Raw genomic sequence first — 26,365 nt, forward strand, 5'->3', positions numbered from 1 at the left:
GTTCGGCAGGGGGACAGCGATGGACGGTGTACCGCGGGTACCGGAGCAGTGGAGTCGCGAGGAATCGGCGGCCCTGCGCTTCAGTGTGCTCGGCCCGGTGCGCGCCTGGCGCGGCGCGGAGGCGCTGCCCATGGGGTCCCCCCAGCAGCGCGCCCTGCTGGCCGCCCTGCTGCTGCGCGAGGGGCGCACGGCCACGGCGGGTGAGCTGATCGACGCGCTGTGGGGCGACGATCCGCCGTCGCAGGCCCTGGCCGCGGTGCGGACGTACGCCTCGCGGCTGCGCAAGATCCTCTCCCCCGGCGTCCTGGTCAGCGAGTCGGGCGGGTACGCGATCCGCCTCTCCGACGCGTCGGGGCCGTCGGGCCCCGGCGGGAGCCTGGACGTGGCCCTCGTCCAGGAGCTGGCGGCGGACGCGGAGAAGGCGAAGGCCACCGGCGACCTGTGCCACGCGCGCGCCCTGCTCAACAAGGCGCTGAACCTGTGGGACGGCGAGGTGCTGGCGAACGTCCCGGGCCCGTACGCGGAGACGCAGCGCACCCGCCTGGAGGAGTGGAAGCTCCAGCTCACCGAGACCCGCCTGGACATGGACCTCGAACAGGGCTGCCACGCGGAGGCCGTCTCGGAGCTCACCGCGCTCACCGCGGCCCAGCCGCTGCGGGAGCGGCTGCGCGAGCTGCTGATGCTGGCGCTGTACCGCTCGGGCCGCCAGGCCGAGGCGCTGGCCGTGTACGCCGACACCCGGCGCCTGCTCGCCGACGAGCTCGGCGTGGACCCGCGCCCCGACCTCCAGGAACTGCAGCAGCGCATCCTCCAGGCCGACCCCGGGCTCGCGGAGCCCTCCGCCCCGCTGGTGCCGCCGGAGGCCGCCGCCGCCCCGGTGCGCCCCGCCCAGCTCCCGGCGACGGTCCCGGACTTCACCGGCCGGGCCTCCTTCGTCTCCGAGCTGAGCGACGTGCTCGCGACCGCCGAGGGCCGGGTGATGGCGGTGTCCGCGCTCGCCGGCATCGGCGGCGTCGGCAAGACGACGCTCGCCGTGCACGTCGCGCACCGCTCGCGCACCGTCTTCCCGGACGGGCAGCTGTACGTGGACCTGCAGGGCGCGGGCGCACGGGCCGCCGAACCGCAGGCCGTCCTCGGCGCGTTCCTGCGCGCCCTGGGCACCGCGGACTCCGCCATCCCGGACACCCTGGAGGAGCGGGCGGCGCTGTACCGCTCGGTGCTGGACGGCCGCCGCGTGCTGGTGCTCCTCGACAACGCCCGCGACGCGGCGCAGGTGCGGCCCCTGCTGCCCGGCACCGAGGGCTGCGCCGCGCTGGTGACCTCGCGGGTGCGGATGGTCGACCTGGCCGGCGCGCACCTGGTGGACCTCGATGTGATGTCGCCCGAGGAGGCGCTGCAGCTCTTCACGAAGATCGTGGGCGCCGAACGGGTGGCGGCCGAGCGGCAGTCGGCGCTGGACGTGGTGGCGGCCTGCGGCTTCCTGCCGCTGGCCATCAGGATTGCCGCGTCCCGCCTTGCGGCGCGGCGCACCTGGACGGTCTCGGTGCTGGCGGCCAAGCTCGCCGACGAGCGGCGCCGGCTGGACGAGCTCCAGGCCGGCGACCTGGCCGTGAAGGCCACCTTCGAGCTGGGGTACGGGCAGCTGGAGGCGGCCCAGGCCCGCGCCTTCCGGCTGCTGGGCCTCGCGGACGGCCCCGACATCTCGCTCGCGGCGGCCGCCGCCGTCCTGGACCTCTCGCCGGAGGACACCGAGGACATCCTCGAATCGCTCGTCGACACCTCGCTGCTGGAATCGGCCGCGCCCGGCCGCTACCGCTACCACGACCTGGTCCGTCTCTACGCGCGTGCGTGCGCCGAGCGCGACGAGCAGCCGCCGAGCGAGCGGAACGCCGCCATGTCCCGCCTGCTCGACTTCTACCTGGCCACGGCGGCCGGGGTGTACGCGATCGAGCGGCCCGGCGACCGGCTGGTGGACCACCTGGAGACGACCCAGTACCCGGGCCTGCGGTTCACCGAGGGGAGCGCGGCGCTCGACTGGCTGTACACCGAGGCCGCGCCGCTGCTGGCCTGCGTACGGCAGTCCGCCGGCACCGACCTGCTGCCCCGGGCGGTCGACCTGCTGTGGGCGGCCAAGGACCTCACGGAGTCGGGGGCCAACTCCCACCAGTACGAGACGACGGCCAGCGCGATGTGCGACGCCACCCGCACCGCGGGGGACGCCCGCGCGGAGGGCAGAGCGCGCACCACGCTCACCAACGTCCTGCTGGTCTCGGGCCGCATCCAGCAGGCGGCCGAGCAGGCGCAGCTCGCCATGGACCTCGCGACCTCCGCGCAGGACGCCATGGCCATGAGCTGGGCGGCCAACGACCGGGGCCTCACCTGCCTGCACCAGGAGCAGTTCGCGAGCGGCAAGCCGTACTTCGAGCAGGCGATACAGGGGTACGGGGCGATCGGCAACCGGCCCCTGGAGGCCCTCAGCCTCTGCAACCTCTCCCGCGCCCACCTCGGCATGGGCAACATCGACAAGGCCGTCGAGATCGCGCAGCGCGCCCTGGCGACCTACCTGGAGATCGGCAAGACCCTGCGCATCGCCAACGGCCACTTCACCCTGGGCATCGCGCTGACCCGGGCCGGCCGGCACGCCGAGGCGCTCAGCCAGTTCTCCGACGCCCTGGCCGTCTTCGGCAGCCACCGGCAGCGGCTGTGGGAGGGGACCACCAACTTCCGCATGGCCGAGGTGCACCTGGCGGCCCGCCGGCCCGCGCAGGCGGCCCAGCACGCCGAGCAGGCGCTCGCGCTCGGCTGCATCGGCGGCGACCGGATGCAGGGCACCGTCCTCACGCTCCTGGGCCGGGCCCTGACCATGCTGGGACAGGTGGACCGGGCCAGGGTCTGCTGGCGCGACGCGCTGAACCTCCTGGAGTCGAACGGCGGCGCCGCACAGGCCGAGGAGGTCCGCGCCCTGCTCGCACCCGCCACGGCGGCGTGAGCGACAGGGTTCCCACCAGGGCGGATGCAGACGTTCAGCATTCGTTTATCTCCGCCCGGCACTCTCATTCCTGTCACACCGTCGCGTCGGGGGGCAGACGGTCTGACCAGGAGCCAACCGACTAGTGTGCGGCTCCGAACGCCCGTCCAGCGGCCCTCGGGGGAGTCTCTGGACGGGCGTTTCTCACTCGTCATCACAACGGGAGGACCCGGACCATGAGCGACACCACGAAGGACACCGACTTCACCACCCAGGACAACGGGATGCCGGCGCCGCCGGTGAAGGACTCGGCGGTGAAGGACCAGACGGTGGCCACCCCGAACGACAACGGGATGCCGACCCCGCCGGCCGACGACGCGACGGGCCCCCAGCTCGACAACGGGATGCCCACTCCGCCCGCGCCCGACGACGTCCTCGCGATGGACAACGGCATGCCGTCCCCGCCCGCCCAGGGCCTGGACGGCGGCAAGTAAGAACCAGGACCGCCCTCCCGACGGGGGTTCGGCCGCGGTGGCGCGGAGGGGGAGCCACCGCGGCCGAGGTCTGTCCGGACACGCTCCGGCCGTACGGGCATTCGACCCGGCCGGTCGTGGGTAGCCGTACGGGGTCGGCGTCCCTCGCCGGCCGGCACGTCCTCTCCTCCAGGAGTCGCCATGACCCGCACGCAGAAGTTCCTCGCCACGCTCGCCCTGGTGCTCGGCGTCAGCGCCGCGGCCGCGGGCCCGGCCCCGGCCGACAACTCGATGCCCTCGCCGCCGCCGTACGGCGGCGTGAGCCAGGCCGCGCCCGCCGGCCAGGCTCCCTGACCGGCCCTACGCGCAGAGTTCGCCGTCGACCAGGTCGTTCGCGGCCTGCTGGGTGTCCGCCGAGCCGTCGCCCGTCGCGTTCAGGACCACCGCGCGGCGGCCGTCCGCGGTGACGCCGTTGCGGGTCGTGTAGCCCGGGATGTCGCCGCCGTGGCCGTAGTAGACGCCCCCGCAGGACAGCGGGACGCTCATCAGGCCCAGGCCGTAGCGCACACCGGCCCAGCCGGGCTCCAGCTCCGGGGCCGGCACGGTCGCCTTCATCGCCGCCAGCTCGGCCGGCCGCAGCAGCCGGCCGCCCAGCAGCGCCTCGTAGAAGCGGGTCAGGTCCGCCGTCGTGCTGATCCTGCCGCCCGCCGCGCCCCCCGCCCAGGGGTTGAGCTCGGTGACGTCGATCCCCGGCCCGCCCCCGTCGAAGTCGGAGTAGCCGCGCAGGTGGCGCCCCGGCAGCCGGGGGTACGTCGTCGGGGCGAAGGTGCCGCGCAGGCCCAGCGGGCGGATCACGCGCGCGGTGACCTCCTCGTTCCAGCTGTTCCCGGTGGCCTTCTCGATGATCATCCCGGCCAGGACGTAGTTGGTGTTGGAGTAGCTCCACCCCGTGCCGGGCGCGAAGTTCGGGGCGTGCCGGGTCGCGATGGCGACCAGCTGCTCCGGGGTCCAGGTCGTGTGACGGCCGGCCAGGTACCCCTCCTTGCTCGTGAGCCCGGGAAAGTCCGACACGTAGTCGAACAGCCCGCTGGTCTGCTGCAGCAGCTGCCGTACGGTGATCGCGGCGCCGTCGTTGCCGTGGCCGGAGACGACGCCGGGCAGCCAGTGCTCCACGGTGTCGTCCAGCGACACGCGGCCCTCGCCCACCAGTTGCAGCATCACGGTGGCGACGAATGTCTTGGTGGTGCTGGCGATCCGGAACCCGTCACCGGCCCGCGCCGGCGCCCCCGTCTCCCGGTCGGCGACGCCGCCGGAGGCGTGCCGGACGCCCCACGGGCCCGTCGACCGCGCCACGACGGCGACGGTCCCGGTCCGCATGACCGCGTCCACGCCGGCCTGCAGCCTCTTGCCGTGCGAGGTCCCGGCCGGACCGCCGTGCACCGGCGCGGCGACGGATCCGGTCGCGCCGGCCGCGGGCAGGGTCAGGCCGACGCCGGCCAGCGCGGTCACCAGCATCGTGGCCAGCGCACGGGAGGTGAGCTTGGTCTTCATGGGTCGCGGGCTCCTCGGGTGTCGTGTCGGTCGTGCCGCCGTCGCGGTGTGACCACCACGCTAGGAACCGCCGCCGCGCGCGACGATCGGGCAGGCGGGCCACTCGGCAGGGGTGCCCGCACCCCGGAGCCGGTGGCGCCTGCTGTACCGCGCGCCTCGTGACCGGAGGGAACACGGAGGCAACGTACACCTGCTGACGCGTCGTCAGGTCCTAGTCGTCAGGCGCGGCGGCGCGCGTCGTCGAGGTAGCGCAGCACCGCCGCGACCCGCCGGTCCACCTGGTCGGCGGGCGACAGGTCGAGCTTGGCGAAGATGCTGCGGATGTGCTTGTGGACGGCGCCCTCCGTGACGACGAGGCGTTCCGCGATCGCCCCGTTGCCCAGCCCCTCCGCCATCAGCGCGAGCACGTCGCGCTCGCGCGGGCTGAGCCGTTCCAGGCGCGTGTCCTGGCGGGTGCGGGTGAAGAGCTGCGCGACGACCTCCGGGTCGATGGCCGTCCCGCCGGACGCCACCCGGTTCAGTGCGTCCAGGAACTCCTCCACCCGTCCGACCCGCTCCTTGAGCAGGTAGCCGAGCCCGGTGACCCCGCCCACCAGCAGCTCGGTGGCGAAGGACTGCTCGACGTACGCCGAGAGCACCAGGACCGCCAGGTCGGGCCGTCGCCGACGGGCCTCCACGGCCGCGACGATCCCCTCGTCGGTGTGCGTCGGCGGCATCCGCACGTCGAGGATGGCGACGTCCGGCTTGTGGGTGTCGATGGCGTCGAGGACGCCGTCGGCGGTGCCCGCGGTGGCCACCACGTCGAGGCCCTCGGCGCGCAGCAGCAGCGCGAGCCCCTCCCGCAGCAGCGCGTCGTCCTCGGCGATCACAATCCGCATGGCAGTTCCACCTTCAGGGTCGTCGGGCCGCCGGGCGGGCTGGCCAGTTCGAGGGTGCCGTCGTGGGCCGCGATCCGGTTGCGGATCCCGGTGAGCCCGGAGCCGCCTTTTTCGTCGGCGCCGCCCCGGCCGTCGTCGGTGACGTCCAGCAGGAGCCAGCCGCCGCGGCTGCGCACCGTGACGGACGCCTGCCGCGCCCCGCTGTGCTTGGCGATGTTCGTCAGCGTCTCGGCCACCACGAAGTAGGCGGTCGCCTCCACGGACGCCGCGCACCGCCCGGGCGCCTCGACGTCGATCCGGCAGGGCACCGGGCAGCTCGCGGCGAGCCCGGTGAGCGCGCCCGCGAGCCCGCGGTCGGCCAGGACGGGCGGCAGGATGCCCCGGGCCACCGAGCGCAGCTCGGCCAGGGCCTGCTCGGCGGCGCTCTGGGCGCGCTCCAGGAGTTCCTCGGCGCCCGCCGGGTCGCGGGCCACCATACGGCGCGCGGCGCCCAGCAGCACGGTGACGGTGACGATCCGGTTCTGGGTGCCGTCGTGCAACGAGCGCTCGATGCGCCGCAGTTCGGTGGCGTGGGCGTCCAGGGCGGCCGCCCGGGTGGCGGTGAGTTCCGCGACGCGCAGGGACAGGTCGGTGTCGGGTCCGGCCGCGAGGAGGGTGCGGCCGGGCCGCGCCTGGAGCCGGGCCATGCCGGGGGCGAGGCCCAGGATGATGGCGGTCCAGCCGAGCCCCAGCAGGCCGGCGGCCAGCGCGTCGGTCCACGTCTGCGCGACCCCGATGCCCAGGGACGTACTGGTCGCGCCCTCCGGGAGCAGGCGCCAGTACAGCGGGAACGCGACGTCGCGCACGGCCAGCACCGGGAGCAGCGCGCCGGCGAGGCCCAGCAGCAGGCCGAGCGAGGCGTGCCGGACCAGCCAGCGCAGTTCGCGCCGTGTGGTCGGGTCGACGAGGGCCAGGCGCAGCCGGGTCGGTGCCGGGTCCGGGCCGATGACCTCGGGGCCGTGCCGGGCGAGCCGGCGGCGTTCGCGTCCGGCCAGCGCGTGCAGGGCCCGCAGGGTGACCGGGGCCATGAGCAGCCCGATCCCCGCGAGGGAGGCCACGGCGGTCACGGCCGTCCCGGCCAGGACGAGGAGCGCCAGCAGCGCCGTGCGGAACCCGCCGACGAGCTCCCTCAGCGCGGCGCCGGCCGCGCCGGCGGTCCGCACGGCGGTGACCCCGATCCCGGGCCTGTCCGCGGGCCCGTGCCCGGGCGGCCCCTGGGTCCTGTCCGCGGGCCCGCCCGCATCGCTGGAGGCCGGCATCCGCACCCTCCCTCTCCGTCCGACGACCCGGTCGCGGCGGCCGGTCAGCAGCCCGACCGCCGTCGAGGAGGAGCGTAGAGGTACAGCCTGCTGTACCCCCATCCGGGCTGCTGGCGGGCTCGGCCGGCCGGGGTCGCGATCCGTAGTTTCGGTGGCACGGCGACGGGACCCGATCAGGGTTCTCAGCCCACGAGACCGTGCACCCGAGACCGTGAAGAGGACAGCCATGACGACCACGGACCCCTACCGCTTCGAGGGCGGCGCCGAGAACCCGTACGCGAACGGCCCGTACGCGAGCAGCCCGTACCCGAGCGGCCCGTACGCGGACAACCCGTACGCGAGCGGCCCGTACACCGCCGGTCCGTCCACCGCGGGGCCGGACGCCGGCCGGGACGGCGTCACCAGGGACGGCGTCGTGCGGACGGTGCTGTGGCTGCTGCTGGTCGTCAGTACCGTCGGCAACATGGCGGCCTCCTTCGGCGCCGCCTCCACGCAGGTCCACCTGGTCTGCGGCGCGGTCACCGCCCTGTGCGCGACGGTGCTCGTCGTCCGGCACCTGCGGGGCCGGCGATGAGCGGCTTCCCCGCGGGCACCGCCCGCCCGGCGCAGGCGGCCCCCGCCATCACCCTGACCGGCGTCAGCAAGACGTACGCGGGAGGCGTCCGCGCCCTCGACGACGTGTCGCTGACCGTGGCGCACGGCACGTTCCTCGCCGTGATGGGGCCCTCGGGCTCCGGCAAGAGCACGCTGATGCACTGCGCCGCCGGACTCGACACCCCCACCGCGGGGAGCATCCGCATCGGCGACCGCGAGATCGCGGGCCTGAACGAGACCCGCCGCACCGAACTGCGCCGCGAGCACATCGGGTTCGTCTTCCAGTCCTACAACCTGGTCCCCGCACTCAGCGTCGCCGACAACATCACCCTGCCGCTGCGGCTCGCGGGGCGCGCCCCCGACCACCGGTGGCTGCGGACGCTGGTGGAGCGGGTCGGCCTCGCCGACCGGCTCGCGCACCGGCCCGCCGAGCTCTCCGGCGGTCAGCAGCAGCGGGCGGCGATCGTACGGGCCCTGGTGGCGAAGCCCGCCGTGGTGTTCGCCGACGAGCCGACCGGCGCCCTGGACCTGCGCAGCGCCCACGAGGTGCTGGGCCTGCTGCGCGAACTCGTCGACGAACTGCGCCAGACGGTGGTGATGGTCACCCACGACCCGGCCGCCGCCGCCCAGGCGCACCGCGCGCTGGTGATGGCCGACGGCTGTGTGGTCGACACCCTGGACCGGCCCACCGCCCCCGAACTGGCCGACCGCCTCGTCAAGCTGGGAGAGGTCTAGAACCATGCTGCATCTCGCGGTCCGTATGGCGGGCCACCGCATCACCGCCCTGCTGGCGGTGGCGTTCGCGGTGCTCGGCGGCGCGGCGCTGATCACCGGCACCGGGATCCTGGCCGAGTCGGGCCTGCGCTCCCAGCTGCCGGCCGGGCGCCTGGCCGGCGCGGACGTCGTGGTCTCCACCGACCAGAGCTTCCACCCTGCCGGGGACCTGCCGATCGCGCTCCCGGAGCGGGGCACGGTCCCGGCCGCGCTGGCCGGCCGCCTCGCCGGACTGCCCGGTGTCACGGCCGCGGTGGGCGACGTGAGCTTCCCGGCCGCCGTGCTGGACGGCGACGGCCGGGTCGTACCGGCCGCGGAGCCGCAGGCGGCCGGACACGGCTGGTCCTCGACGAAGCTGCTCGCGGATGCCGGGGTCGACGGTTCCGCGCCGGCCGGCGCCGGCGACGTGGCGCTCGACGGCGCGACCGCGCGGGCCGCGGGGGTCCGCGCGGGCGACCGGGTCGAGGTCGTCGCGGCCGGGCGGCCCGCCGCCGCGTACCGCGTCACGGCGGTGGTCGACGCCCCGGACGCCGGCATCCTCTTCGCCGACCGGACGGCCCTGCGGCTGTCCGGCCGCGCGGACGCGGGGTCCGCGGCCGGGCCGCGTGCCGGGACCGTGGACCTGGTCGGCCTGCGCACCGAGCCGGGCGCCGCCTCCTCGGTGGCCGCCGCGGCCCGCGGCATCGTCGCGGACGCCAATGCCAAGGGCGGGGACGCGGGCAAGGGCGCCGGTGTCCGCGGCGACCTCGTCGTCTCCACCGGCTCCGACCGCGGCGACATCGCCTCCCCCGGCGCGGGCGCCTCCCGTTCCCTGCTGATCCTGCTCGCCGGTTCGCTCGCCGGGATCGTCGTGCTGATCATCGGGTTCGTGATGGCGAGCGCGCTGGCCGTGTCGATCGGCAGCCAGCGCCGCGACCTGGCCCTGATGCGGGCCGTCGGCGCGACGCCCCGGCAGATCCGGCGGCTGGCGGCCGGTCAGGCCTCGCTCATCGCCGCCGTGGCGGCCGCGCCCGGGATCGGCCTCGGCTACCTGCTGGCCGGGCGGTTCCGGGAGATGCTGGTCGACCGCGCGGTGATCCCGGAGAGCCTGCCGCTCACCTACGGCCCGCTGCCCGCGCTCGCCACCGTCCTGCTCCTCGGCATCGGCGTGCAGGTGTCGGCCCGCGGCGCCGCGTGGCGCACCTCGCGCATGCCGGCCACCGAGGCGGTCGCCGAGTCGCGCAGCGAGCCCCGTACCCCGTCGAAGGTCCGCGCCCGCGCCGGGCTGCTGCTGATCGCCGGCGCCATGACGCTCTCGGCGGTCCCGCTGCTGAACCGCACGGTCCTCGGCGCGGCGGCCACCTCGATGGCCGGCATCATCGGCGCGATCGGCCTGGCGCTGGCGGGCCCCGCCCTGGTCAAGGCGGTCGGCGACACGGCCGCCCGGCGGCTGCGGCCCGGGGTCTCGGCGCCCACCTGGCTGGCGGTGGCCAACATCCGCGGGTACGCGCTGCGCCTGTCGGGGGTCGTCAGCGCCCTCGCGATGGCGGTGGTGTTCGTGCTCACCTACGTCTTCGCCCAGACGACCGTCATGAGCGCCACCGCGCAGGACACCCGCGCCGGCACCCTGGCCCAGCAGCGGCTGAGCGCGCCCGGCCTCGGCGGGCTGCCGGCCGGCACCCTGGCCGACGTGGCGAGGACCGACGGCGTACGGGCGGCGGCCCCGGTGGGCAGCACGACGGTCGTGTGGACGTACGAGATGTTCGGCGAGCCGGAGACCGAGTCGAGCGCGGCGACGATCCTGACCCCGGCCGCGCCGGGCGTCCTGGACCTCGGCGTGCGCGACGGCAGCCTGGCCCGGCTCACCGGGGACACGGTCGCCGTCAGCAGCGACGTCGCCCGCTCCCGCGACGCCGGTGTCGGCCGCCGGATCACCCTGGTCCTCGGGGACGGCGCCACGGTCGACGCGGAGGTCGTCGCCGTCTACGACCGCGGCCTGGGCTTCGGCCCGGTCGTCCTCTCCCACGACCTCGCCGCCGGCCACACCACCGCCGGCCTCGACCAGAGCGTCCTCGTCCGCACCGACGGCACCGACGCCGCCGGCCGCGCCCTCGCCGCGTTCGCCGGGTCCCGCCCCGGGCTGGTCCTGGAGCCCACCGACACCGGGACCGGCGACAGCCTCGACGACGCCCCGGCGACGGTCTGGATCAACCTGGCGACCGTCGTCGTGCTCCTCGGCTACCTGCTGCTGAGCATCGCCAACAAGCTGGTCGCGACGACCGCCCAGCGGCGCAACGAGATCGCCGCGCTGCGGCTCAACGGCACGACCCCGCGCCAGGTCCTGGCGATGATGCGGCGCGAGGCCGCGGTGATCGGCGCCGCCGCGCTCGGCACCGGGGTGCTGCTGTCGGCGGTCCCGCTCGCGCTGCTCGGCCTCGGTTTCCTGGACCGGCCCTGGCCGGACGGCCCGGTGTGGCTGCTCCCGGCCGTCGCACTGACCGTGCTGTGCACGGCCTTCGCCACGGTGGAGCTCCCCACCCGGCAGGCCCTGCGCACGGCCCCGGCCCACGCGCTGTCGGCCCGCGAGTAGGGGCAGGCCGGGGCGGGGGTGTGGGCCGGGAGGTACCTCCCGGCCCACACCTCCCTCAACCCCGCCCGCGCAGCTCGCCCTTGAGGACCTTCCCGCTCGCGTTGCGCGGCAGGGCGCCGACGAACTCGACCGTCCGCGGCACCTTGTAGTTGGCCATCTCGCGGCGCGCCCAGGCGATCAGGTCGTCGCCGGTGAGGGGCGCGTCCGGGCGGCGCACGACGTACGCCCGGCCGACCTCGCCGAGCCGCGCGTCCGGGACGCCGACCACCGCCACGTCCGCGACGTCCGGGTGCAGGCCGAGCAGCTGCTCTATCTCCGCCGGGTACGCGTTGAAGCCGCCGACGACGAACATGTCCTTGATGCGGTCGGTGATCCGCAGGTTGCCCGCCTCGTCCAGGACGCCGATGTCGCCCGTGCGGAGCCAGCCGTCCGGGGTGAGGGCCTCCGCGGTGGCCGGGGCGTCCTCGTAGTAGCCGCGCATGACGTTGAAGCCGCGGACCAGGACCTCGCCCGGGGTGCCCGGGGCGAGCGCCGCGCCCGCGGGGTCCACCACCTTCACCTCGGTGCCGGGGATCGCCCGCCCCGACGTTGCCGCGATGACCCCCGGCGCGTCGCTGCGGCGGCACATGGAGACGATCCCGCTCGCCTCGGAGAGGCCGTAGGCGGTGAGGACCGTGTCCACACCCAGCTCCCGCCGCAGCCGTTCCACCAGGCGCAGCGGCACCACCGCGGCGCCGGTGACGACCAGGCGCAGGGCCGAGAGGTCGTACGCGTCGCGGTGCGGGTGGTCCAGGAGGGACTGGTGGAGGGTGGGCGGCCCCGGCAGCACCGAGATGCGCTCCGCGGCGATGTTGGCCAGCGCCGTGCCGACGTCGAACACGGGCTGCGGGACGATCGTCGCGCCCCGCATCAGACAGGCCAGGACGCCCGCCTTGTAGCCGAAGGTGTGGAAGAAGGGGTTCACGACGAGGTAGCGGTCGCCCTCGCGCAGTCCGGCCAGGTCGCACCACACGTCGTACGCCCGCAGGGTCTGCGCGTGGGTGATCACCGCGCCCTTGGGCCGGCCCGTGGTGCCCGAGGTGAAGACGATGTCGCAGGGGGCGGCGGGGTCGAGGGCCGCGATGCCCGCCCGCACCTGTTCCGGCTCCGTCCCGTCCCCGCTCGCCAGGAACTCCTTCCAGGTCGCCCAGGCCTTCCACGCGCCGCGGGTCCGGCCGGCCTCCCGGGTACTGGGGCCGGCCTCCCGGGTACGGGGGCCGGCCGGGGCGACGTCGGGGGCGTCGTCGGAGAGGACCACCACCTGCTCCAGGTGCGGCAGCCCCGGCAGGGGGCGCTCGCCGGCCGGCCCCTCCGCGCAGGCGCGCCGCAGTGCGGCCACGTACGAGGTGCCGAGGAAGGTGCCCGTCACGAACAGCAGCTTCGTACGGCTCCTGGCCAGCACGTACGCCGCCTCCGCGCCCTTGAAGCGCGTGTTCAGCGGGACCAGGACCGCGCCCGCCGACACCGCGCCGAGCGAGCACACGATCCAGTCGAGGGTGTTGGGCGCCCAGACGCCCACGCGGTCGCCGGGCTCCACGCCGTTCGCCAGGCAGGCCGCCGCCGCGCGTTCCACCCGGTCGCCCAGCTCCGCGTAGGTGATCCGGGTGCGGCCCTCGACGACCGCCTCCACGTCCGCGTACCGCCCGGCCGCCGCCCGGACGAGTCCCGGGACCGTGCCCCACTCCAAGTCACCGCGCACAGCGGGCCTCCCCACCACTAGCTGACTGTCCGTCAGATTAGCGGTAGCCTGACGCACTGTCAGCATTCGCGGACCGGGGCGGAGGCGTGCCCATGGCAGGCACTGCGAGGGCAGCGGGATCGGGGTCGGGGGCGGCGCTCAAGGACGCCACCGCCGTCGTCGGGATCGGGCGGACCGCCTTCGCCAAGCACCTCCCCGGGAGCGAGAAGGCGCTGGCGTGCCGGGCGGTCCTGGCGGCCCTGGACGACGCCGGGATCTCCCCGGCCGAGGTCGACGCGCTCGCCTCCTACACGATGGAGGAGACCGACGAGGTGGAGGTCGCCAAGGCGGTCGGCTTCGGCGACCTGACCTTCTTCTCCAAGGTCGGCTTCGGGGGCGGCGGTTCGTGCGCCACCGTCGCGCACCTGGCGGGCGCGGTGGCCACCGGGCAGGCGACGGTCGGGGTCGCCTGGCGCTCCCGCAAGCGCGGCAGCGGGCCGAGACCGTGGCGGAACACCGCCGTCCAGCTCCCCACCCCGGCCCAGTGGACGCGCCCCTTCGGCCTCCTGCGCCCGGCCGACGAGATAGCCATGCTGACCCGCCGCTACCTGCACGAGTACGGGGCGACCCGCGACCACCTCTTCAACGTCGCGCTCGCCTGCCGCAACCGGGCCAACCAGAACCCCGCGGCGGTCATGTACGAACGCCCGCTGACCCGGGACATGTACATGAACTCCCGCTGGATCAGCGAGCCGCTCTGCCTCTTCGACAACTGCCTGGAGACGGACGGGGCGCTGGCCTGCGTCGTCGTCTCCGCCGAGCGGGCCCGCGACTGCCGGCACCGGCCCGTGTACGTCCACGCGGCCGCCCAGGGGCTGCCAGCCCAGCACCACGGGATGGTCAACTACTGGAACGACGACCCGCTCACCGGCCCCGCCTGGACGGCGGCCCGCCACCTGTGGAAGCACGCCGACCTCACCCCGCAGGACGTGGACGTCGCCCAGATCTACGACGCGTTCACGTCCCTCGTCCCGCTCTCCCTGGAGGGGTACGGCTTCTGCGGGCGGGGCGAGGGCGGCGCCTTCACCGAGGGGGGCGCCCTGGAGATCGGCGGCCGGCTGCCGCTGAACACGAGCGGCGGGGGGCTCTCCGAGGCGTACGTGCACGGCTTCAACCTGATCACCGAGGGCGTGCGGCAGCTGCGGGGGACCAGCACCGCGCAGGTGCCGGGCGCCGCGACCTGCCTGGTCACGGCGGGCGAGGGCGTCCCGACGTCGGCCCTGCTCCTGCGCAACTGACGTCAGCGGTCCGGCAGTCGAGGAGGATCCCCCATGCTCGCTCCCGTCGTGGACGACGACGGCGCTCCCTTCTGGGAGTACGCCGCCCGGGGCGAACTGCGCGTCCAGGCCTGCGCCGGGGCCGGCTGCGGCGAACCGCGCTTCCCGCCCCGGCCCTGCTGCCCGCACTGCCACTCCTTCGACAGCGAGTGGCGCGCGACGAGCGGCCGGGGCCGCATCTGGTCGTACGTGGTCCCGCACCCCCCGCTGCTGCCGGACTACGCGGCGCAGGCCCCGTACAACGTGATCGTCGTGGAGCTGGCGGAGGCACCGCGGATCCGCCTCGTCGGCAACCTGGTCGCCGCCCCGGACGCACCGCTGAACTCGGTCCCGCCGGAACAGATCCGGATCGGCGCGCGGGTCCAGGTGGTCTTCACGAGCGGCGCGGACGGCGTCCGACTCCCCCGGTGGGTCCTGGAGCGGCCATGACCCTGCGGATCACCACCGACAAGGACACGGGCGTGGCGGTGGTCACGCTGGACCGCCCGGACCGCCTGAACGCGATCGACCTGCCCACAGCGTCCCGACTGACGGCCGTCTGGTCGGACTTCCGACACGACGACTCCGTACGGGCGATCGTCCTGACGGGCGCGGGCGAGCGGGCCTTCTCGACGGGCCTGGACCGGGACGCCGAGGTACCGCAGCCCGACTCCCCCTACATGCTGGACGATCCGCTCGCCGCGGTCGGCCCGAAGGCGGCGGGCCTGTGGAAGCCGGTGATCGCGGCGGTCAACGGCATGGCGTGCGGCGGAGCCTTCTACCTTTTGGGCGAGGCGGACTTCGTGATCGCGGACGAGACGGCCACGTTCTTCGACCCGCACACGACGTACGGCATGGTCAGCGCCTACGAGTCGGTGTACCTGGCACAGCGGACACCGTTCGGCGAGGTGGCCCGCCTGGCCCTGATGGGCACGGCGGAACGGGTCTCCGCACGGCGGGCGTACGAGGTGGGGCTGGTGTCGGAGGKGACGCCGCCGGGCGGATCGGTGCAGGCGGCGGTCCGCTGCGCGACGGTCATCGCGTCCTACCCGCCGACGGCCGTCGAGGGCACGGTCCGAGCCCTCTGGTCGGCCCAGGAAGCCACCCGCTCGGCAGCTCTGTCTCAGGCCCCGCACCTGATCTCGCTGGGCAACCTGCCGACGCCGGAACAGACGAAGCTGTTCGGCGCCCGCCGCGCGGGGTTCCGGATCCGGTAGGGGCACGGCCGCGACAGGTGGTTGACGGTTCATATATGTCACAGATTCGCACCAGTGTCCTCACACGGCCCACACATCGGATACATTCTCACCTCTTGCGCAAAACGCCATTGGGGGGCGAGATGAACCAGCAGCACCCGCAGCAGCCGAACTGGGGACAGCAGCCGCAACAGCCTCAGCAGCAGCCACAATGGGGCGCGCAGCAGCCCGGGTGGGGGGCTCCGCCTCCGCCGCCGAAGAAGAACAGCACCGGCAAGATCGTCGGCCTCGGATGTGCCGGTGTCTTCGCGCTGTTCGTCGTCATCGGTGTCATCGGCGCGGCCGCGGGGGGGCGGCTCCGACGACGACAGCAAGGGCGACACGGTCAGTTCCGACACCGTGGCCAAGGGCGACGACACCGCGGACAAGGCGGAGAAGGACGAAGCCTCCGAGGCGAAGACCGACGACGAGCCGAAGGCCGACGAGGCCAAGAAGGACGACAAGCCCAAGGCCGCCGAGCCGAAGAAGGACGACACCACGAAGGTCGTCTTCAAGGTGTGGGGCACCGCCCCCGCCGGCACCCTCGGCCCGCTGGACATCACCTACGGCTCCGACTCCGACACCCGCAAGGGCAGCTTCAAGAACGGCACGTTCGAAGCCACACTGCCGCTCGACGACGACGCCATGTACTTCAACGTGATGGCGCAGCTGCAGGGCTCCGGGGACATCAACTGCTCGGTCACGGTCGACGGGCACACGGAGAAGGCGCACGCGGCGGGCGGATACAACATCTGCCACGCGCAGGCGAACTCCGGGCTCCTCGGCGGCTGGGGCTGACAGCGCCCGCCTGACGACGCACCCGGCCCGGCCGCTCCCGCACGTGGCCGGGCCTTCGTACGACCACACCGTGGGACCTGCCGTACCGTCGGGGCCCGTGCGCCGGGGACCGTCACCCCCGTCGGTTCACTTGTACTCGGCGATCTGGATGAGGTTGTCGCAGGTGTCGTCGAGGACCGCGGTGCCGAGGGCCTCACGTGCCTTCTGGTAGTCCGTACTCACCGATACACACCTGCTTCTCCTGTTTCCCCGCTGCCAGGCCGGCCACGAAGTGCTCGTACGGAACGGCATGATGCACGGCCGCGTCCCGCACCTGGGAGTACCGGACCACTTCGGCGGGCTCTGTGATCAGTTCGACGTCCACCAGGTTGTCGGCGTCGTCGAAGTGGAGCAAGGCGACCATCCGCGAGTCGAAGATCCAGAAGTCTTCAGTGGGCAGGCTCAGGTGGTCGGCGTCCGCACGTCGGAGATTCATGATCCTCTCGCCGACGGCAGTGTTGCGCCGTGCATTGCCCAACAGGTACAGCTGCCCCGCCGTGGGCGGGTCGTCCACGACGCGGACACGCTCGATCCGCTTGCCGAGTCCGGTCTGCACGAGACGATTGGCACACCATGGCGAGTCCGTGTCGTCCCAGTCGACGGACTCACCGCGGATGAACCGGGCGTAAGTCTCCGTGGCTTCGTCGGAGGCGTAACGCCGGCGCGTCTCCAGCCGCCAGGCCGTGTGCTCGAACCGTGTGAACAGCCGGCTCAGACCATCCAGGTGAACGAACCTCGCTTTCCGCTGTTCCGGCCCTTTGGGCACCCAGTCCATGAGCAGTTCCCTCGGTACGACGATCGGCACCTCGCCCTCGCTCAGGTGCCGCAGTCGGGCGACGTCCTCGGAATCCGTGAGCGGCGGACCGTGCAGGATGACCTCTCCGGAGTCGAGGTCTTCGTGTACCGACGGGCATCCGTCGTCGCCCGATCCGGTGCCGTTGAAGCGCAGTCGTCGCGCCATGAGCGGTTCCTCTCGTCCAGGGCCGGTACGGAGAGCATCCCCGGCCCGGCGCCCGATCCGCCCAGCTCAACAAGGTGACGTCGGGAACCTTGAGGAACTTCCGTTCCTCGTCGAGCAACTTCGGGGAACTTCCCTCGCCCCGGACGACTGCCGCTTCCTACAGTCGCTGCCATGGCCCCAGCGGCCTGACGTGCCGGGTCCGCAAGAGACCTCGGGCCCGAGCTACCGTCCAACTGTGTGGGAACGCCTGCTCAGCCGGGCCGGTTTCGCCACGGCCGACGCACGGATCCTCGACGCACCGCACCTCGGGCACATCGGGACGCTCCTCGTCCGCGCGGTCGCTCCCTGACTCGCCTCATGACCCGGTATGTGCCCAGCTCGCCACCGGGACACGGGATTCTGTGGCCTACGAATGCCAGGTCATGAGTTGATCCGCCTTGCGCCGCAGTTCCTCGGTTGCGACTGTGCCCTGAAATCGGTTCAACCGCAGCCGCATGTCGTCCACGGCATTGCGGACCTTCACCGAGCGGATGCCCTCAGCGCATTCGACGAATTCGTTCCATGAGGACAGGGCGCCATCCAGGTCGTCCTGCCGAAGACGCACGCCGCCGAGGTCGGCGAGGACGATGGCGCGGGTGCGTCTACGGTCCAGTCCGTGAATGTCCAAGGCGAGATGGAGGTGTTCCTCAGCCGCGTCGAGGTCGCCGAGGCGAGAAAGGATCATGCCGGATTCGTGAGCCCATCGACCGGGTGAATAGTGGGCGGCCCAGGATTCGCCGGACACGTCGGGGGAACGGCAGATGGCGGCCTCGGAGAGCACGAGATGTCGGGTGGCGGTGCGCCGGTCGTTGTCCTGCGCTGCCGCGTTGGCGAGGGTGGCCTCGTAGTAGGCGACAGCCCGCGGGTTCTCCAAGTGGCGGCCGTGGCGGACACATGCCTCGCCGAGCTGTACGGCCTCGGCGCGATACCCGAGGTCGACGGCCTGGACCGCGAGACCGCGCAGGGCGGTCGCGGACAGTTCCGGATCTCCCGCTTCGGCCGCGAGCCGGTAGGCGTGCGCGTAGTACTGCTGAGCTCGTCCCTGATGCTCCGTGCCGTGGCCCTCGTCCTGGGCCATCCACCCTGCCAAGTGCACCAGTTGGGATGAAGCGGCAAACAGTTCACGGCCCGTGGACTCGGTGAACCTCCCGTTCAGCCAGGGAGCGACGTCCTGTGTCAGGTAGCGGACCGCGAGATGGCGGGCGTGGCCGCCACCGAGCTCGGCTGCGGAGTCACCGAGCGCTTTGACCATCTGTCGGACGGCGCTCACTTCACCCGCGCCGACGCGCACGGCTCCGGACGAAGCCGTCCTGGTACGACGCACGACACTTTCCAGATCGGGCAGTGCGAGAGCGCTGAGGGCATAACCGCTGGATGCGGCCAGGAACTTCCGGCGATCCACGTCATTCCTTCCAAGGACAAGGACTGACTCCACGGTATCCGTGGGCATCCGCTCCTGTTCGGGGACAGCCGGCCCGGGAACGGCGCACAGGTCCAGTTCCAGGACCTGGACGATGTACGGCAGCCAATAGCCGGGCCTCCGCCTCCCGGTCTCCCACCGGTAGACCGCTTGTCGCTCCAGCTGCGTCGGGCCTCGGCCCTCAGCGATGCCGAGCTCGCGGGCGAGCTTGGCCGACCCCCAGCCCCTCGCTTCGCGCGCTTGCCGGATCACATCCCCGATGCTCGTGTTCTCCGGCACCTGTACCTCCCTGGACCACACGGGCCTACACCTGGCCCACAGCCTGGCCCCTCCTTCGTCCACCCGTCCGGCAGTTGACTGGACATCACGCTCCCGTGCAGGACAGCAGAAAGGCCATCCGACCGTTGATCACCCACGCGACACCCGTCAAGCGCGATGTGACCTATGACCATCGTGCCCAGCAAGCTGCCCTACCGATCGTCCTGCACCATCCCGATGGCGGGACGGAGGAGACGATCCTGATCCTCACCCCTGGCGAGGTGGAGCTCTACTCCATTCAGCTGGAGCAGGCCATCGCCCGACGAGAGTCCGCGCGATAGGAGCCTGCGACGACCCAGGTCGCCAGGAGTCCCCGGCTCGGCCGCGTCCGCAGGAGACAGCGGCACCACGGCGGTGCCCGAGCCGTGCCGGCGGACCGTCTGTCGAGAAAACGCACGAGTCGTGAACACCAGGAGGATCACCGTGTACGAGATGCGTCCGGCCACCGCCGACGATCAGGAAGCGATTGCCGTGATGGTCCGGGCCCGCATGGCCTGGATGCGGAATCGCGGTGTCCCCGACTGGCCTCGGAACGATGACGACGTGAACACCGTCGCGGCCCAGGCAGCCGACCCGAACTTTCCTGTACGGGTACTCGTCGACGGCCGTCAGGTCATCGGCTGCACCACTGTGTTCACCACGACACCGGAATGGGGCTGGACCCCCGAGGAACTGACACACAGCGCGTACTTCCTGGCGACATCGTTCACCCATCCCGCCCGCCGACAGGACCGGCCCGGCCGTCTGATGGCGTGGTGGGCCCTGGACCGGGCTGCCCACGAAGGCGTCGAGTGGGTGCGCCGCGGGACCTTCGTGGAACGGCTCATGACCTACTACCGCGACGTACAGGGCTGGAAGTTGATCCACACGCCTCGGCGCAAGAGCCGCACCGTCTACCTCATGGCTCGCCGGGCAGAGGCCCTGCCCGAGCTGAAGACGCTGATCGCAGACTCCGTCACTCCGACGGAGTGACGGCCGCACCACGCATTTCCTCCCTACGAGAAAGGTGTTCGCCATGCAGCAGAAGACCCCGTTCGAGGAGCTGTTCGCCGATCAGGAGATCCGCGAGGTTCCGGGCCTGGACCTGCTCTACACCAAGAAGCAGGGCAGCTCGGACACGCAGACCGAGACCGACGACATCTGACAGTCCTCGGCGACGGGCCGGGACCACAGCTCCTGGCCCGCTGCCGGACCAGGAGCATGCGGTGATCAAAATGCAATTGACGGGACCCATCGACGCAGGCGGCTGGCAGTGGGACGGGCACCGGTGGATCTCCGGCCGCTCCTGGATCGAACCCTTCAAGCACTCCGCGATCGAGCACGTCATGGTCATCACGCCCGACTCCAGGCAGTCGTGCCTGATCGTCCGTGAGGCCGCCACGGGTCGAGAGCCGGTGACGACAGTCCGCCGGGTGATGAGCAGTCCTGGCTACCGACGACAGATCGAAGAAGCCGGTGCCTGGCCACTGCACGCGGTGCGAGTGGAGATGGCTGCCGGGCATGCGGTACGGATCACGTGCGGGGAACGCGGCGTCGCACCCCTCTACCTCCGCCCCGCCAACGGGAAGTTGACCGTCTCGTGGGACATGCTCGACCTCACCCCCGAAGCCGATGATCTGGACTCCCGCGAAGTGGCCGCCATGCTCGCCTACCGCACCCGCTACAGCACAGCGACGGTTTTCCGCACCATCCGCCAGCTCACCGAACGCTCGACCGCCTCGTGGGACCACACCTCCGGTCTACGCGTCGACCATCCGGTTCCGGCGCTGCATTCCCGCCCCCGGACCCTGCATGCCGATGCCGATCCCGTGGCCGCGTTCAGCGACTTGCTACGACGCGAGATCACAGCCCGTCCGCTGTCCGTCGACGGTTGCGCGGTGGAACTGTCCGGCGGAATGGACAGTGCCATGACCGCACTCGCCCTTGCCGAGACCGTCGGACCGGTCCGTACCGCGGCGCTCACGCTCGACGGAGACAGCGGAGATCAACAATGCCGTCGGCGTCGCGAGATCCGCACACGCATGGGCCTCGGTCCCGACCTGACCGTCCCTGTATCCGAGTTCGGGCCTTTCCACCCCGCCGGGTCCCGTGCCCGCGGCCGACCCACGAGCCCCCTCGACGGCACCTACTCCGAAGCCATGAACGAGTTGTACAGCCGGCTGAGTTCTGCCGGTGCCCGGTGGGTGTTCACGGGAGTCGGCGGTGACGAGCTGTGCTTCCAACGACCGGAGGAACGAGTCCTCACCGGCGACCCCTGGAACGTGCATCCCGTGCCCGGCCATCTCGGACTCCGCGCCCGGGACACCTTGCGTCACATCGAGAACGGCCTGGCACCCGCGTCCGTGCTCCACGCCTCCACCCTCATCGCCCTCGCTGTCCACAGCGCGACCGCCATGCGTCACGGTCTGTGGCCCATCAGCCCTCTGGCCACCCCGCTCGTGTTGCGGCTCGGTGAATCCCTTCCTCTGACATGGCGGCGCAGGAAGAGACTGATGCGTCTTCGTTTGGAACGGGCCGGGTGCTCCCCTGAGGTCGTCGACCCGCCGCTGCCGGAGAACTTCGCAGCCACCTGCGAGGCGGCCATGCTTCGGAACGGCTTGCCGCTGCTGTCTCAATGGCTGCCCGAATCGATTCTCGTTCGGCAAGGTCTGCTGGATTCCGTCGCGCTGAGCACGGAATGCGCAACCGTGGCCACTACTGGGTGCGGGGCCAGTGAGTTGTACCGGCCGCTGGCCATGGAAGCCGTCCTCCGATCCCTCGCCGTACCCAGGGCGCTCACACCGTGAACCAGGTACGTCACGTCTCCCCGCGCCTCCAGCTGTCGGCGCCACCGGGACACGGGATTCTGCGTACCGGTGGCGCGCGACGCCTTTTAAATCCCTGAGGGAAAGAACCGACCCCACCAAACCCCTCCGTAGGGGCCCCAGTTGCGGTGCCACTCGTTCGGGTGACGACGGCGTCAGGCGGCCTGGTGGGTGGGGTACGGTCGCCGCAAACATCCACAAACAAAGTCGGTCCCCGGCGAGACTCCACTCTCGACGAGGACCTGACCACTCAGGAAGAGCTGCCCTCCCTTATGGCTGATCCCCAGTCTAATGCCGCCCTGCCCGCGCACCAGTTGCCCGAGCCGCCCACGCCACCCGTGTCTCCCGCGCTCCCCCCGGACGCGCCGCGCGCCGGGGTCCTGCACGTACGGCACCGCCACACCGAGCGGTACACGGTCGTCGGCAACCACCTCGCCCAGCATCCGCGCCTGTCGGCCGCCGCGATCGGCTTCGGGCTCTACATCCAGTCCCTGCCCGACGGCGCCCCCGTCACGGTCAAGGCGCTGACGCTGCGCTTCCCGGAGGGTGAGGTGACGGTCGGCAGGGCGTTGCGGGAGCTGGAGCGGGAGGGGTACCTCGTGCGGCAGAGGGTGCCGCTCGGGGGCGGGCGCATCGCCACCCGGACAGTGTTCTACGAGGGGCCCGGCGGGGTCCGTGAGTCCGGTGGGTACGGCAGTTCCGGTGGGGTCCGCGGCCCCGGCGGCTCCCCCGCCCCGGCGCACATGCCGTGCTCCGAGCCGCCTCTCCGCCCGGTGAACTTGCCGCAGACCGGCACCGCCGCCCCACTGCTCCCYCCCGAAAGGAAGAGCTCCCCACGTGCGGCGACGGTCCCTGACTCAGGACCTGCGGCCGACGGCTCTGCGCCTGACGGCCCCGCAGCCGGCCTGCTGGCCGGGCTCCGGCTCGTCGACCCGCGGCTCCTGCTGTCCGAACGGGACGTACGGCGGCTGGTCCCGGCGGTCGAGGACTGGTTCGCCCGCTCGGCCACGGCCGCGCCACCCGGGCCGCTTCCTGGAACACCGCCTCGGGGCCCTGCTGCCGCCTCCGCTGCCGGTGCGTACAGCCGGGCCACCCGCCGAACGCCCGGCGCCCATGACGAACTGCGACGGCTGCGACCGCGGCTTCCGCTCGCACGACCCCAGGGCCCGGTGCGCGGACTGCCGGGCAGATCAGCTCCGAACGGCCGCCTGAGCCGCCCATCGACCGGGCGAGTGGGCGGCTACGCACAGCGTCGCGGTCCCGGCGCGGCGCTCACTCGTATCGGGTGATCCCTCGGGCGGCCAGGGCCTCCAGGGTCGGGTCCGTGTCTCCCGTGCTTTCTATGTCGTACACCTGGTAGCGCGGTGGTTTGAAGCGTTCGAGGGACGGGATGTCCAGCAGGGGAGTCCAGTCCTTGAGGGTTCTGCAGAAGTCGATGTCCACGTCGGCGAGGTTCGGCAGTTGTGTCAGCGCGCTGATGTCCTCCAGCTCGTCCGAGAACAGCTCGATCGCGCGCAGCTCGGGTCCTGCCCGCAGGCCGGAGAGGTCCCTCCACGGGACGTCGAGCAGCAGGACGCGCTCGCACCCCTCGGCGGGCACCGTCCGCACGCCGGGGCAGCGGTAGATCCTCAGGGTGCGCAGGCGCGGCAGTTCCGCGACGGCTGCGAGATCCGTCAGCACCGGCAGGTCCGCCAGCTCCAGCTCCCGTACGGGGGAACCGGCAAGGCCGCTCACGTCAGCGAGCACCGCGCAGTCGCTGACCTCGGCCTTCTTCAGGACGGGCAGTTCGCCGACGTGGTCCAGCGCGGCCAGGGACGGGCAGTCCTGGACGCGCAGTTCCTCCAGGCGCGGCAGCCGTCCGTCGGGGCCGTGGAGGCCGTGCAGCGTACGGCACTTCCAGAGCGACAGGTTCTCCAGAGCGGGCAGCGTGCCCAGCGAGGTCAGGTCGCGGAGGCCTTCGAGTTCCGTCAGGTAGAGCAGGCGCAGGTCCGGCAGTCCGTCGAGCGGGGAGAGGTCGGTCACCCGGGGGCACGCCTCGATGTGCAGGATGGCCAGCGAGGCCAGTGCCTCCAGGCCCGCCAGGGAGGCCAGTTGCTCGCAGGTGTCCAGGTTCAGGTATCGCAGGCCGGAGAGCGGGGTCAGACCGCGCAGGTCCCTCAGCTCGGGGCACTCCAGTACGCGCACGGTGTCCAGGTCCGGGTGCGTGCCCAGGCCGTCGACGCTCGTGAGGCGGGTGCACTTCTCCAGCCGCAACTCGGTCAGGCGCGGCAGCGCGTCGATGCCCTTGAGGCTGGTCAGGCGCTTGCAGCTGGTGAGGTCGAGCGAGGTGACGGCATCCACGCCGGACAGCCCGTCCAGGTCGCGGATGCCGGTCCAGCCGATGTTCAGATCGGTGAGTCCGGCCAGCCCGGAGAGGTGGTGCGCGTCCTTGAAGGAGCGGCAGCCCTGGAGGCTGAGCGTGCGCAGGTCCGGGAAGGCCGCGCCGAATCCGGCGGCGCCGCGCACCCGGGTCATGCTCAGGTCCAGGTGCTGGAGCCTGCGCAGGGTGAGCAGCGGGCGGGTGTCCTCGACGGCGCGGCAGCGGTGCAGGGTGAGGCTGGTCAGCGAGGTCAGGCCGCTGAGCGGGGTGAGGTCGTGGATGCCCGCGCAGCCGTCGAGGTCGAGCTCGACGAGGCCGGTCAGCGCGGCCAGTTCGGTGATGTCGGTGAGCTCCTTGCAGCGGAAGACCGTCAGCTCGCGGAGCATCGTCAGGTGGCGCAGGCCCCGCAGCGACGTCACCCCGTACAGGCTGAGCCGGCTCACGCCCTCGCGCACCAGCGCCGGGGCCAGCACCGTGGCGCAGTACGCGTCCGGGTCGGCGGCGGTCGGCCACAGGTCCAGCAGGTCCCGGTGCGACAGCCGCGCCGCCGCGGCCAGTTCGGCCGCCCGGCCCAGCGCCTCCCCGCCGTCGGGGACGGCGACCAGCTCACGGACGCGCGCCTCCGCTGCGCGGGCGTCCTGCGCCTCACCGGTGTCGGTCGGGTTCATGGGCGACGTGGACGGCATGGGTCGTGAGTGTAGGGAAGGGTTCCGACATCCGTCCGCCGGCCCCGGTCACCTGCGGGTCCGTCGTGGCCGGTCGCGCAGTTCCCCGCGTCCCTGAAAAGCCGGGCGGGGCCCGTCAGGAGCGCGCCGTTCCCGTCCCCTTCTCCGCGTCCAGCGCGTACACGCAGCGGTCCTTGCTGCACGCGTACACCACCCCGTCCTTGACCACCGGGGAGCCGGTGATCTCGCCGCCGGTGGCGAGCTTCCAGCGCAGGCGGCCGTCGTCCGCCTTCAGCGTGTACAGCAGGTGGTCCGTCGAGCCGAAGTGGATGCGGCCCTCCGCGACCACCGGCGCCCCCACCAGGTCGCCGCCCGCCTGGAAGCGCCACTTCGGCGTACCGGTGACCGCGTCCAGCGTGTAGAGGCCCTTGCCGCTGCCCACGTGGACGTGGCCGCCCGAGACGAGCACCGGGTCGATGGACGAACGGGCCTCGGTCGCGATGCGCCAGCGGTCGCGGCCGTCGGTGGCGTCGAGGGCGTACACCGTGCCGAGGTAGTCGGCGAGGTACACCCCGCCGCCCGTGACGGCGGGGCCGGGCACGAAGGCCGGCGGGCTGAGGAAGACGGCGGGCGCCTCGAAGTGCCAGCGCACGTGCCCGCCCGCGATGTCGATGGCGAGGACGCGCGTGCCGGCCGACACGTACACGTACCCGTCGTCGGCGTGGGTGATCCGCACCGGCACACCGCCGCAGGAGGCCGCGTCGCCGATGGGGTACGACCAGCGTTCCTCGCCGGTACGGGCCTCCAGGGCGCGCAGCCGGGCGTCCTTCCAGACGTAGACCGTGCCGTCGTGGACGGCCGGGCCCGCCTCGGGCGACTCGAAGTCGGTCTGGGCGCCGGTGATCTCCCACAGCTTCTGCCCGTTGGCGGCCTCCCAGGCCTGTACGCCGCCGCCGCGGGTGCCGGTGACGACCGTGCCGCGGTCGGCCTTGAGCGCGTACACCCACGCGTCGGTCGGCAGCCGCCACAGGTCGGTGCCCGTGCGCGCGTCCAGGGCGAAGAGGGTCGGCCCGTCGGAGGCGTGCACGCGGCCGTCGGCGACCGCCATCGACCAGGCGACGTCGCGCGTCTTGAAGCGGCGCCGGCCGGTGGCCACGTCCAGCGCGTGCACCTCGAAGGAGGTGACGTAGACCAGGTCGCCGGCGACGGAGGGCGTCCCCCACACGTCGTTCGACATGCGGAAGCGCCACGGCCGCCAGGTCGAGGCGCCGTCCGCCCCGGGCGGCTGCGCCGGCACCGGAACGGGTCCGGCCGCCACCGGGTCGCCGTTCACGCCGGGCCGCGGCCGGGACCAGGAGGCGGCGAGCCCGGCCTCGGGGGGCGGCGCCTGCACGGCGGCGGCGCGGGCGTCGGCGACGCGCGGCCCGGGCCCGATCGGCACCTGGGCGCCGGCCAGGCGTACGGGCCCGGCGTCGGGGGCGCCGCCGTGCCGGCCGGTGCCCGCGCCGACCGGGACGGCCGGCCTGGGCGGCACGGGCGGGTCGTGGGGCGGCGGGGGCGGCACCACGGGTGCCCCGCCGCCACCGCCG

General features: G+C 73.0%; 22 protein-coding genes and 1 pseudogene. 15 read left to right on the plus strand and 8 right to left on the minus strand.

Annotated features, from left to right (window positions below; all coding sequences use genetic code 11):
- Positions 1 to 19: 19 nt before the first annotated feature.
- The 3 genes from FGF04_RS00835 to FGF04_RS39855 all read left to right on the plus strand — a co-directional run bounded on the left by FGF04_RS00835 (position 20) and on the right by FGF04_RS39855 (position 3,795).
- On the plus strand, positions 20 to 2,989 hold the full coding sequence (locus tag FGF04_RS00835) for an AfsR/SARP family transcriptional regulator (protein ID WP_149509225.1): 2,970 nt from the start codon (positions 20 to 22) through the stop codon (positions 2,987 to 2,989).
- 215 nt (positions 2,990 to 3,204) lie between these two features.
- Positions 3,205 to 3,462, plus strand: coding sequence for a hypothetical protein (locus FGF04_RS00840; RefSeq protein WP_235882115.1), 258 nt, complete (start codon positions 3,205 to 3,207; stop codon positions 3,460 to 3,462).
- Between the two features lie 180 nt (positions 3,463 to 3,642).
- The gene (locus FGF04_RS39855; protein WP_188113908.1) at positions 3,643 to 3,795 is read left to right on the plus strand and encodes a hypothetical protein; all 153 of its coding nucleotides are present in this window, start codon (positions 3,643 to 3,645) and stop codon (positions 3,793 to 3,795) included.
- 6 nt (positions 3,796 to 3,801) lie between these two features.
- Here the strand turns inward: FGF04_RS39855 and FGF04_RS00845 are convergent, their stop codons facing one another.
- The 3 genes from FGF04_RS00845 to FGF04_RS00855 form a co-directional block, all read right to left on the minus strand.
- On the minus strand, positions 3,802 to 4,992 hold the full coding sequence (locus FGF04_RS00845) for a serine hydrolase domain-containing protein (RefSeq protein ID WP_149509226.1): 1,191 nt from the start codon (positions 4,990 to 4,992) through the stop codon (positions 3,802 to 3,804).
- A 218-nt stretch (positions 4,993 to 5,210) separates the two neighbouring features.
- Complete coding sequence (locus FGF04_RS00850) at positions 5,211 to 5,870, minus strand: response regulator (protein WP_149509227.1); 660 nt, start codon at positions 5,868 to 5,870, stop codon at positions 5,211 to 5,213.
- A complete protein-coding gene (locus tag FGF04_RS00855) occupies positions 5,858 to 7,168 on the minus strand; it encodes a sensor histidine kinase (protein WP_149509228.1) in 1,311 nt (436 codons plus the stop codon). The genes FGF04_RS00850 and FGF04_RS00855 overlap by 13 nt, the downstream gene beginning before the upstream one ends.
- Positions 7,169 to 7,394: 226 nt before the next feature.
- Between FGF04_RS00855 and FGF04_RS00860 the strand changes: the two genes are divergently transcribed.
- From FGF04_RS00860 to FGF04_RS00870, 3 genes are read left to right on the plus strand one after another with little or no spacing between them, the layout of a single operon-like run.
- A complete protein-coding gene (locus FGF04_RS00860; RefSeq protein ID WP_149509229.1) occupies positions 7,395 to 7,742 on the plus strand; it encodes a hypothetical protein in 348 nt (115 codons plus the stop codon).
- Positions 7,739 to 8,497: an ABC transporter ATP-binding protein gene (locus FGF04_RS00865; RefSeq protein ID WP_149509230.1), complete on the plus strand. Its 759-nt coding sequence runs from the start codon at positions 7,739 to 7,741 to the stop codon at positions 8,495 to 8,497. The genes FGF04_RS00860 and FGF04_RS00865 overlap by 4 nt, the downstream gene beginning before the upstream one ends.
- A 4-nt stretch (positions 8,498 to 8,501) precedes the next feature.
- The gene (locus tag FGF04_RS00870; protein WP_149509231.1) at positions 8,502 to 11,105 is read left to right on the plus strand and encodes an FtsX-like permease family protein; all 2,604 of its coding nucleotides are present in this window, start codon (positions 8,502 to 8,504) and stop codon (positions 11,103 to 11,105) included.
- A gap of 55 nt (positions 11,106 to 11,160) precedes the next feature.
- Here FGF04_RS00870 and FGF04_RS00875 read toward each other — a convergent pair whose 3' ends face one another.
- On the minus strand, positions 11,161 to 12,843 hold the full coding sequence (locus FGF04_RS00875; RefSeq protein ID WP_188113909.1) for a FadD3 family acyl-CoA ligase: 1,683 nt from the start codon (positions 12,841 to 12,843) through the stop codon (positions 11,161 to 11,163).
- Between the two features lie 92 nt (positions 12,844 to 12,935).
- Between FGF04_RS00875 and FGF04_RS00880 the strand changes: the two genes are divergently transcribed.
- From FGF04_RS00880 to FGF04_RS40805, 4 genes are all read left to right on the plus strand, one after another.
- Positions 12,936 to 14,120, plus strand: a complete 1,185-nt coding sequence (locus tag FGF04_RS00880) for a lipid-transfer protein (protein ID WP_149509233.1) — start codon at positions 12,936 to 12,938, stop codon at positions 14,118 to 14,120.
- A 33-nt stretch (positions 14,121 to 14,153) separates the two neighbouring features.
- A complete protein-coding gene (locus FGF04_RS00885; protein WP_149509234.1) occupies positions 14,154 to 14,588 on the plus strand; it encodes a Zn-ribbon domain-containing OB-fold protein in 435 nt (144 codons plus the stop codon).
- A complete protein-coding gene (locus FGF04_RS00890; protein ID WP_149509235.1) occupies positions 14,585 to 15,355 on the plus strand; it encodes an enoyl-CoA hydratase/isomerase family protein in 771 nt (256 codons plus the stop codon). The genes FGF04_RS00885 and FGF04_RS00890 overlap by 4 nt, the downstream gene beginning before the upstream one ends.
- Positions 15,356 to 15,661: 306 nt before the next feature.
- The gene (locus FGF04_RS40805) at positions 15,662 to 16,171 is read left to right on the plus strand and encodes a hypothetical protein (protein ID WP_235882116.1); all 510 of its coding nucleotides are present in this window, start codon (positions 15,662 to 15,664) and stop codon (positions 16,169 to 16,171) included.
- Positions 16,172 to 16,364: 193 nt separating this feature from the next.
- Here FGF04_RS40805 and FGF04_RS00900 read toward each other — a convergent pair whose 3' ends face one another.
- Entirely contained in the window at positions 16,365 to 17,171 is an 807-nt protein-coding gene (locus FGF04_RS00900) for a DUF6879 family protein (RefSeq protein ID WP_149509236.1), read from the minus strand.
- 220 nt (positions 17,172 to 17,391) lie between these two features.
- Between FGF04_RS00900 and FGF04_RS00905 the strand changes: the two are divergent.
- Positions 17,392 to 17,520 (plus strand): annotated as a pseudogene (locus FGF04_RS00905) (SAM-dependent methyltransferase); the annotation flags it as partial.
- 57 nt (positions 17,521 to 17,577) lie between these two features.
- Here the strand turns inward: FGF04_RS00905 and FGF04_RS00910 are convergent.
- The gene (locus FGF04_RS00910) at positions 17,578 to 18,909 is read right to left on the minus strand and encodes a helix-turn-helix transcriptional regulator (RefSeq protein WP_235882117.1); all 1,332 of its coding nucleotides are present in this window, start codon (positions 18,907 to 18,909) and stop codon (positions 17,578 to 17,580) included.
- Between the two features lie 95 nt (positions 18,910 to 19,004).
- On the opposite strand from FGF04_RS00910, the gene FGF04_RS00915 reads away from it, so the two are divergent.
- The 4 genes from FGF04_RS00915 to FGF04_RS00920 all read left to right on the plus strand — a co-directional run bounded on the left by FGF04_RS00915 (position 19,005) and on the right by FGF04_RS00920 (position 21,734).
- A complete protein-coding gene (locus FGF04_RS00915) occupies positions 19,005 to 19,229 on the plus strand; it encodes a hypothetical protein (protein ID WP_235882118.1) in 225 nt (74 codons plus the stop codon).
- A gap of 151 nt (positions 19,230 to 19,380) precedes the next feature.
- Positions 19,381 to 19,920, plus strand: a complete 540-nt coding sequence (locus tag FGF04_RS39860; RefSeq protein WP_188113910.1) for a GNAT family N-acetyltransferase — start codon at positions 19,381 to 19,383, stop codon at positions 19,918 to 19,920.
- Between the two features lie 43 nt (positions 19,921 to 19,963).
- Complete coding sequence (locus tag FGF04_RS41600) at positions 19,964 to 20,092, plus strand: hypothetical protein (RefSeq protein ID WP_268893758.1); 129 nt, start codon at positions 19,964 to 19,966, stop codon at positions 20,090 to 20,092.
- Between the two features lie 70 nt (positions 20,093 to 20,162).
- Positions 20,163 to 21,734, plus strand: coding sequence for an asparagine synthase-related protein (locus FGF04_RS00920; protein ID WP_328596268.1), 1,572 nt, complete (start codon positions 20,163 to 20,165; stop codon positions 21,732 to 21,734).
- Between the two features lie 1,290 nt (positions 21,735 to 23,024).
- On the opposite strand, the gene FGF04_RS00930 is transcribed toward FGF04_RS00920, so the two are convergent.
- Both FGF04_RS00930 and FGF04_RS40815 read right to left on the minus strand, forming a co-directional pair.
- On the minus strand, positions 23,025 to 24,797 hold the full coding sequence (locus FGF04_RS00930) for a leucine-rich repeat domain-containing protein (protein ID WP_149509238.1): 1,773 nt from the start codon (positions 24,795 to 24,797) through the stop codon (positions 23,025 to 23,027).
- A gap of 115 nt (positions 24,798 to 24,912) precedes the next feature.
- Positions 24,913 to 26,365: outer membrane protein assembly factor BamB family protein (locus FGF04_RS40815; protein WP_235882119.1), on the minus strand; the 1,453-nt coding region annotated here is incomplete at its 5' end.

The sequence above is a fragment of the Streptomyces apricus genome, from assembly GCF_008369065.1.
Classification (GTDB): domain Bacteria; phylum Actinomycetota; class Actinomycetes; order Streptomycetales; family Streptomycetaceae; genus Streptomyces; species Streptomyces apricus.

Coding starts and splice junctions, on each gene's coding strand:
- FGF04_RS00880 (WP_149509233.1), top strand. CDS start 12,936: ATGGCAGGCACTGCGAGGGCAGCGGGATCGGGGTCGGGGGCGGCGCTC.
- FGF04_RS41600 (WP_268893758.1), top strand. CDS start 19,964: ATGCAGCAGAAGACCCCGTTCGAGGAGCTGTTCGCCGATCAGGAGATC.
- FGF04_RS00885 (WP_149509234.1), top strand. CDS start 14,154: ATGCTCGCTCCCGTCGTGGACGACGACGGCGCTCCCTTCTGGGAGTAC.
- FGF04_RS00865 (WP_149509230.1), top strand. CDS start 7,739: ATGAGCGGCTTCCCCGCGGGCACCGCCCGCCCGGCGCAGGCGGCCCCC.
- FGF04_RS00840 (WP_235882115.1), top strand. CDS start 3,205: ATGAGCGACACCACGAAGGACACCGACTTCACCACCCAGGACAACGGG.
- FGF04_RS00920 (WP_328596268.1), top strand. CDS start 20,163: ATGCAATTGACGGGACCCATCGACGCAGGCGGCTGGCAGTGGGACGGG.
- FGF04_RS00870 (WP_149509231.1), top strand. CDS start 8,502: ATGCTGCATCTCGCGGTCCGTATGGCGGGCCACCGCATCACCGCCCTG.
- FGF04_RS00860 (WP_149509229.1), top strand. CDS start 7,395: ATGACGACCACGGACCCCTACCGCTTCGAGGGCGGCGCCGAGAACCCG.
- FGF04_RS00835 (WP_149509225.1), top strand. CDS start 20: ATGGACGGTGTACCGCGGGTACCGGAGCAGTGGAGTCGCGAGGAATCG.
- FGF04_RS00850 (WP_149509227.1), bottom strand. CDS start 5,870: ATGCGGATTGTGATCGCCGAGGACGACGCGCTGCTGCGGGAGGGGCTC.
- FGF04_RS00930 (WP_149509238.1), bottom strand. CDS start 24,797: ATGCCGTCCACGTCGCCCATGAACCCGACCGACACCGGTGAGGCGCAG.
- FGF04_RS39860 (WP_188113910.1), top strand. CDS start 19,381: ATGCGTCCGGCCACCGCCGACGATCAGGAAGCGATTGCCGTGATGGTC.
- FGF04_RS00855 (WP_149509228.1), bottom strand. CDS start 7,168: ATGCCGGCCTCCAGCGATGCGGGCGGGCCCGCGGACAGGACCCAGGGG.
- FGF04_RS00900 (WP_149509236.1), bottom strand. CDS start 17,171: ATGGCGCGACGACTGCGCTTCAACGGCACCGGATCGGGCGACGACGGA.
- FGF04_RS39855 (WP_188113908.1), top strand. CDS start 3,643: ATGACCCGCACGCAGAAGTTCCTCGCCACGCTCGCCCTGGTGCTCGGC.
- FGF04_RS00845 (WP_149509226.1), bottom strand. CDS start 4,992: ATGAAGACCAAGCTCACCTCCCGTGCGCTGGCCACGATGCTGGTGACC.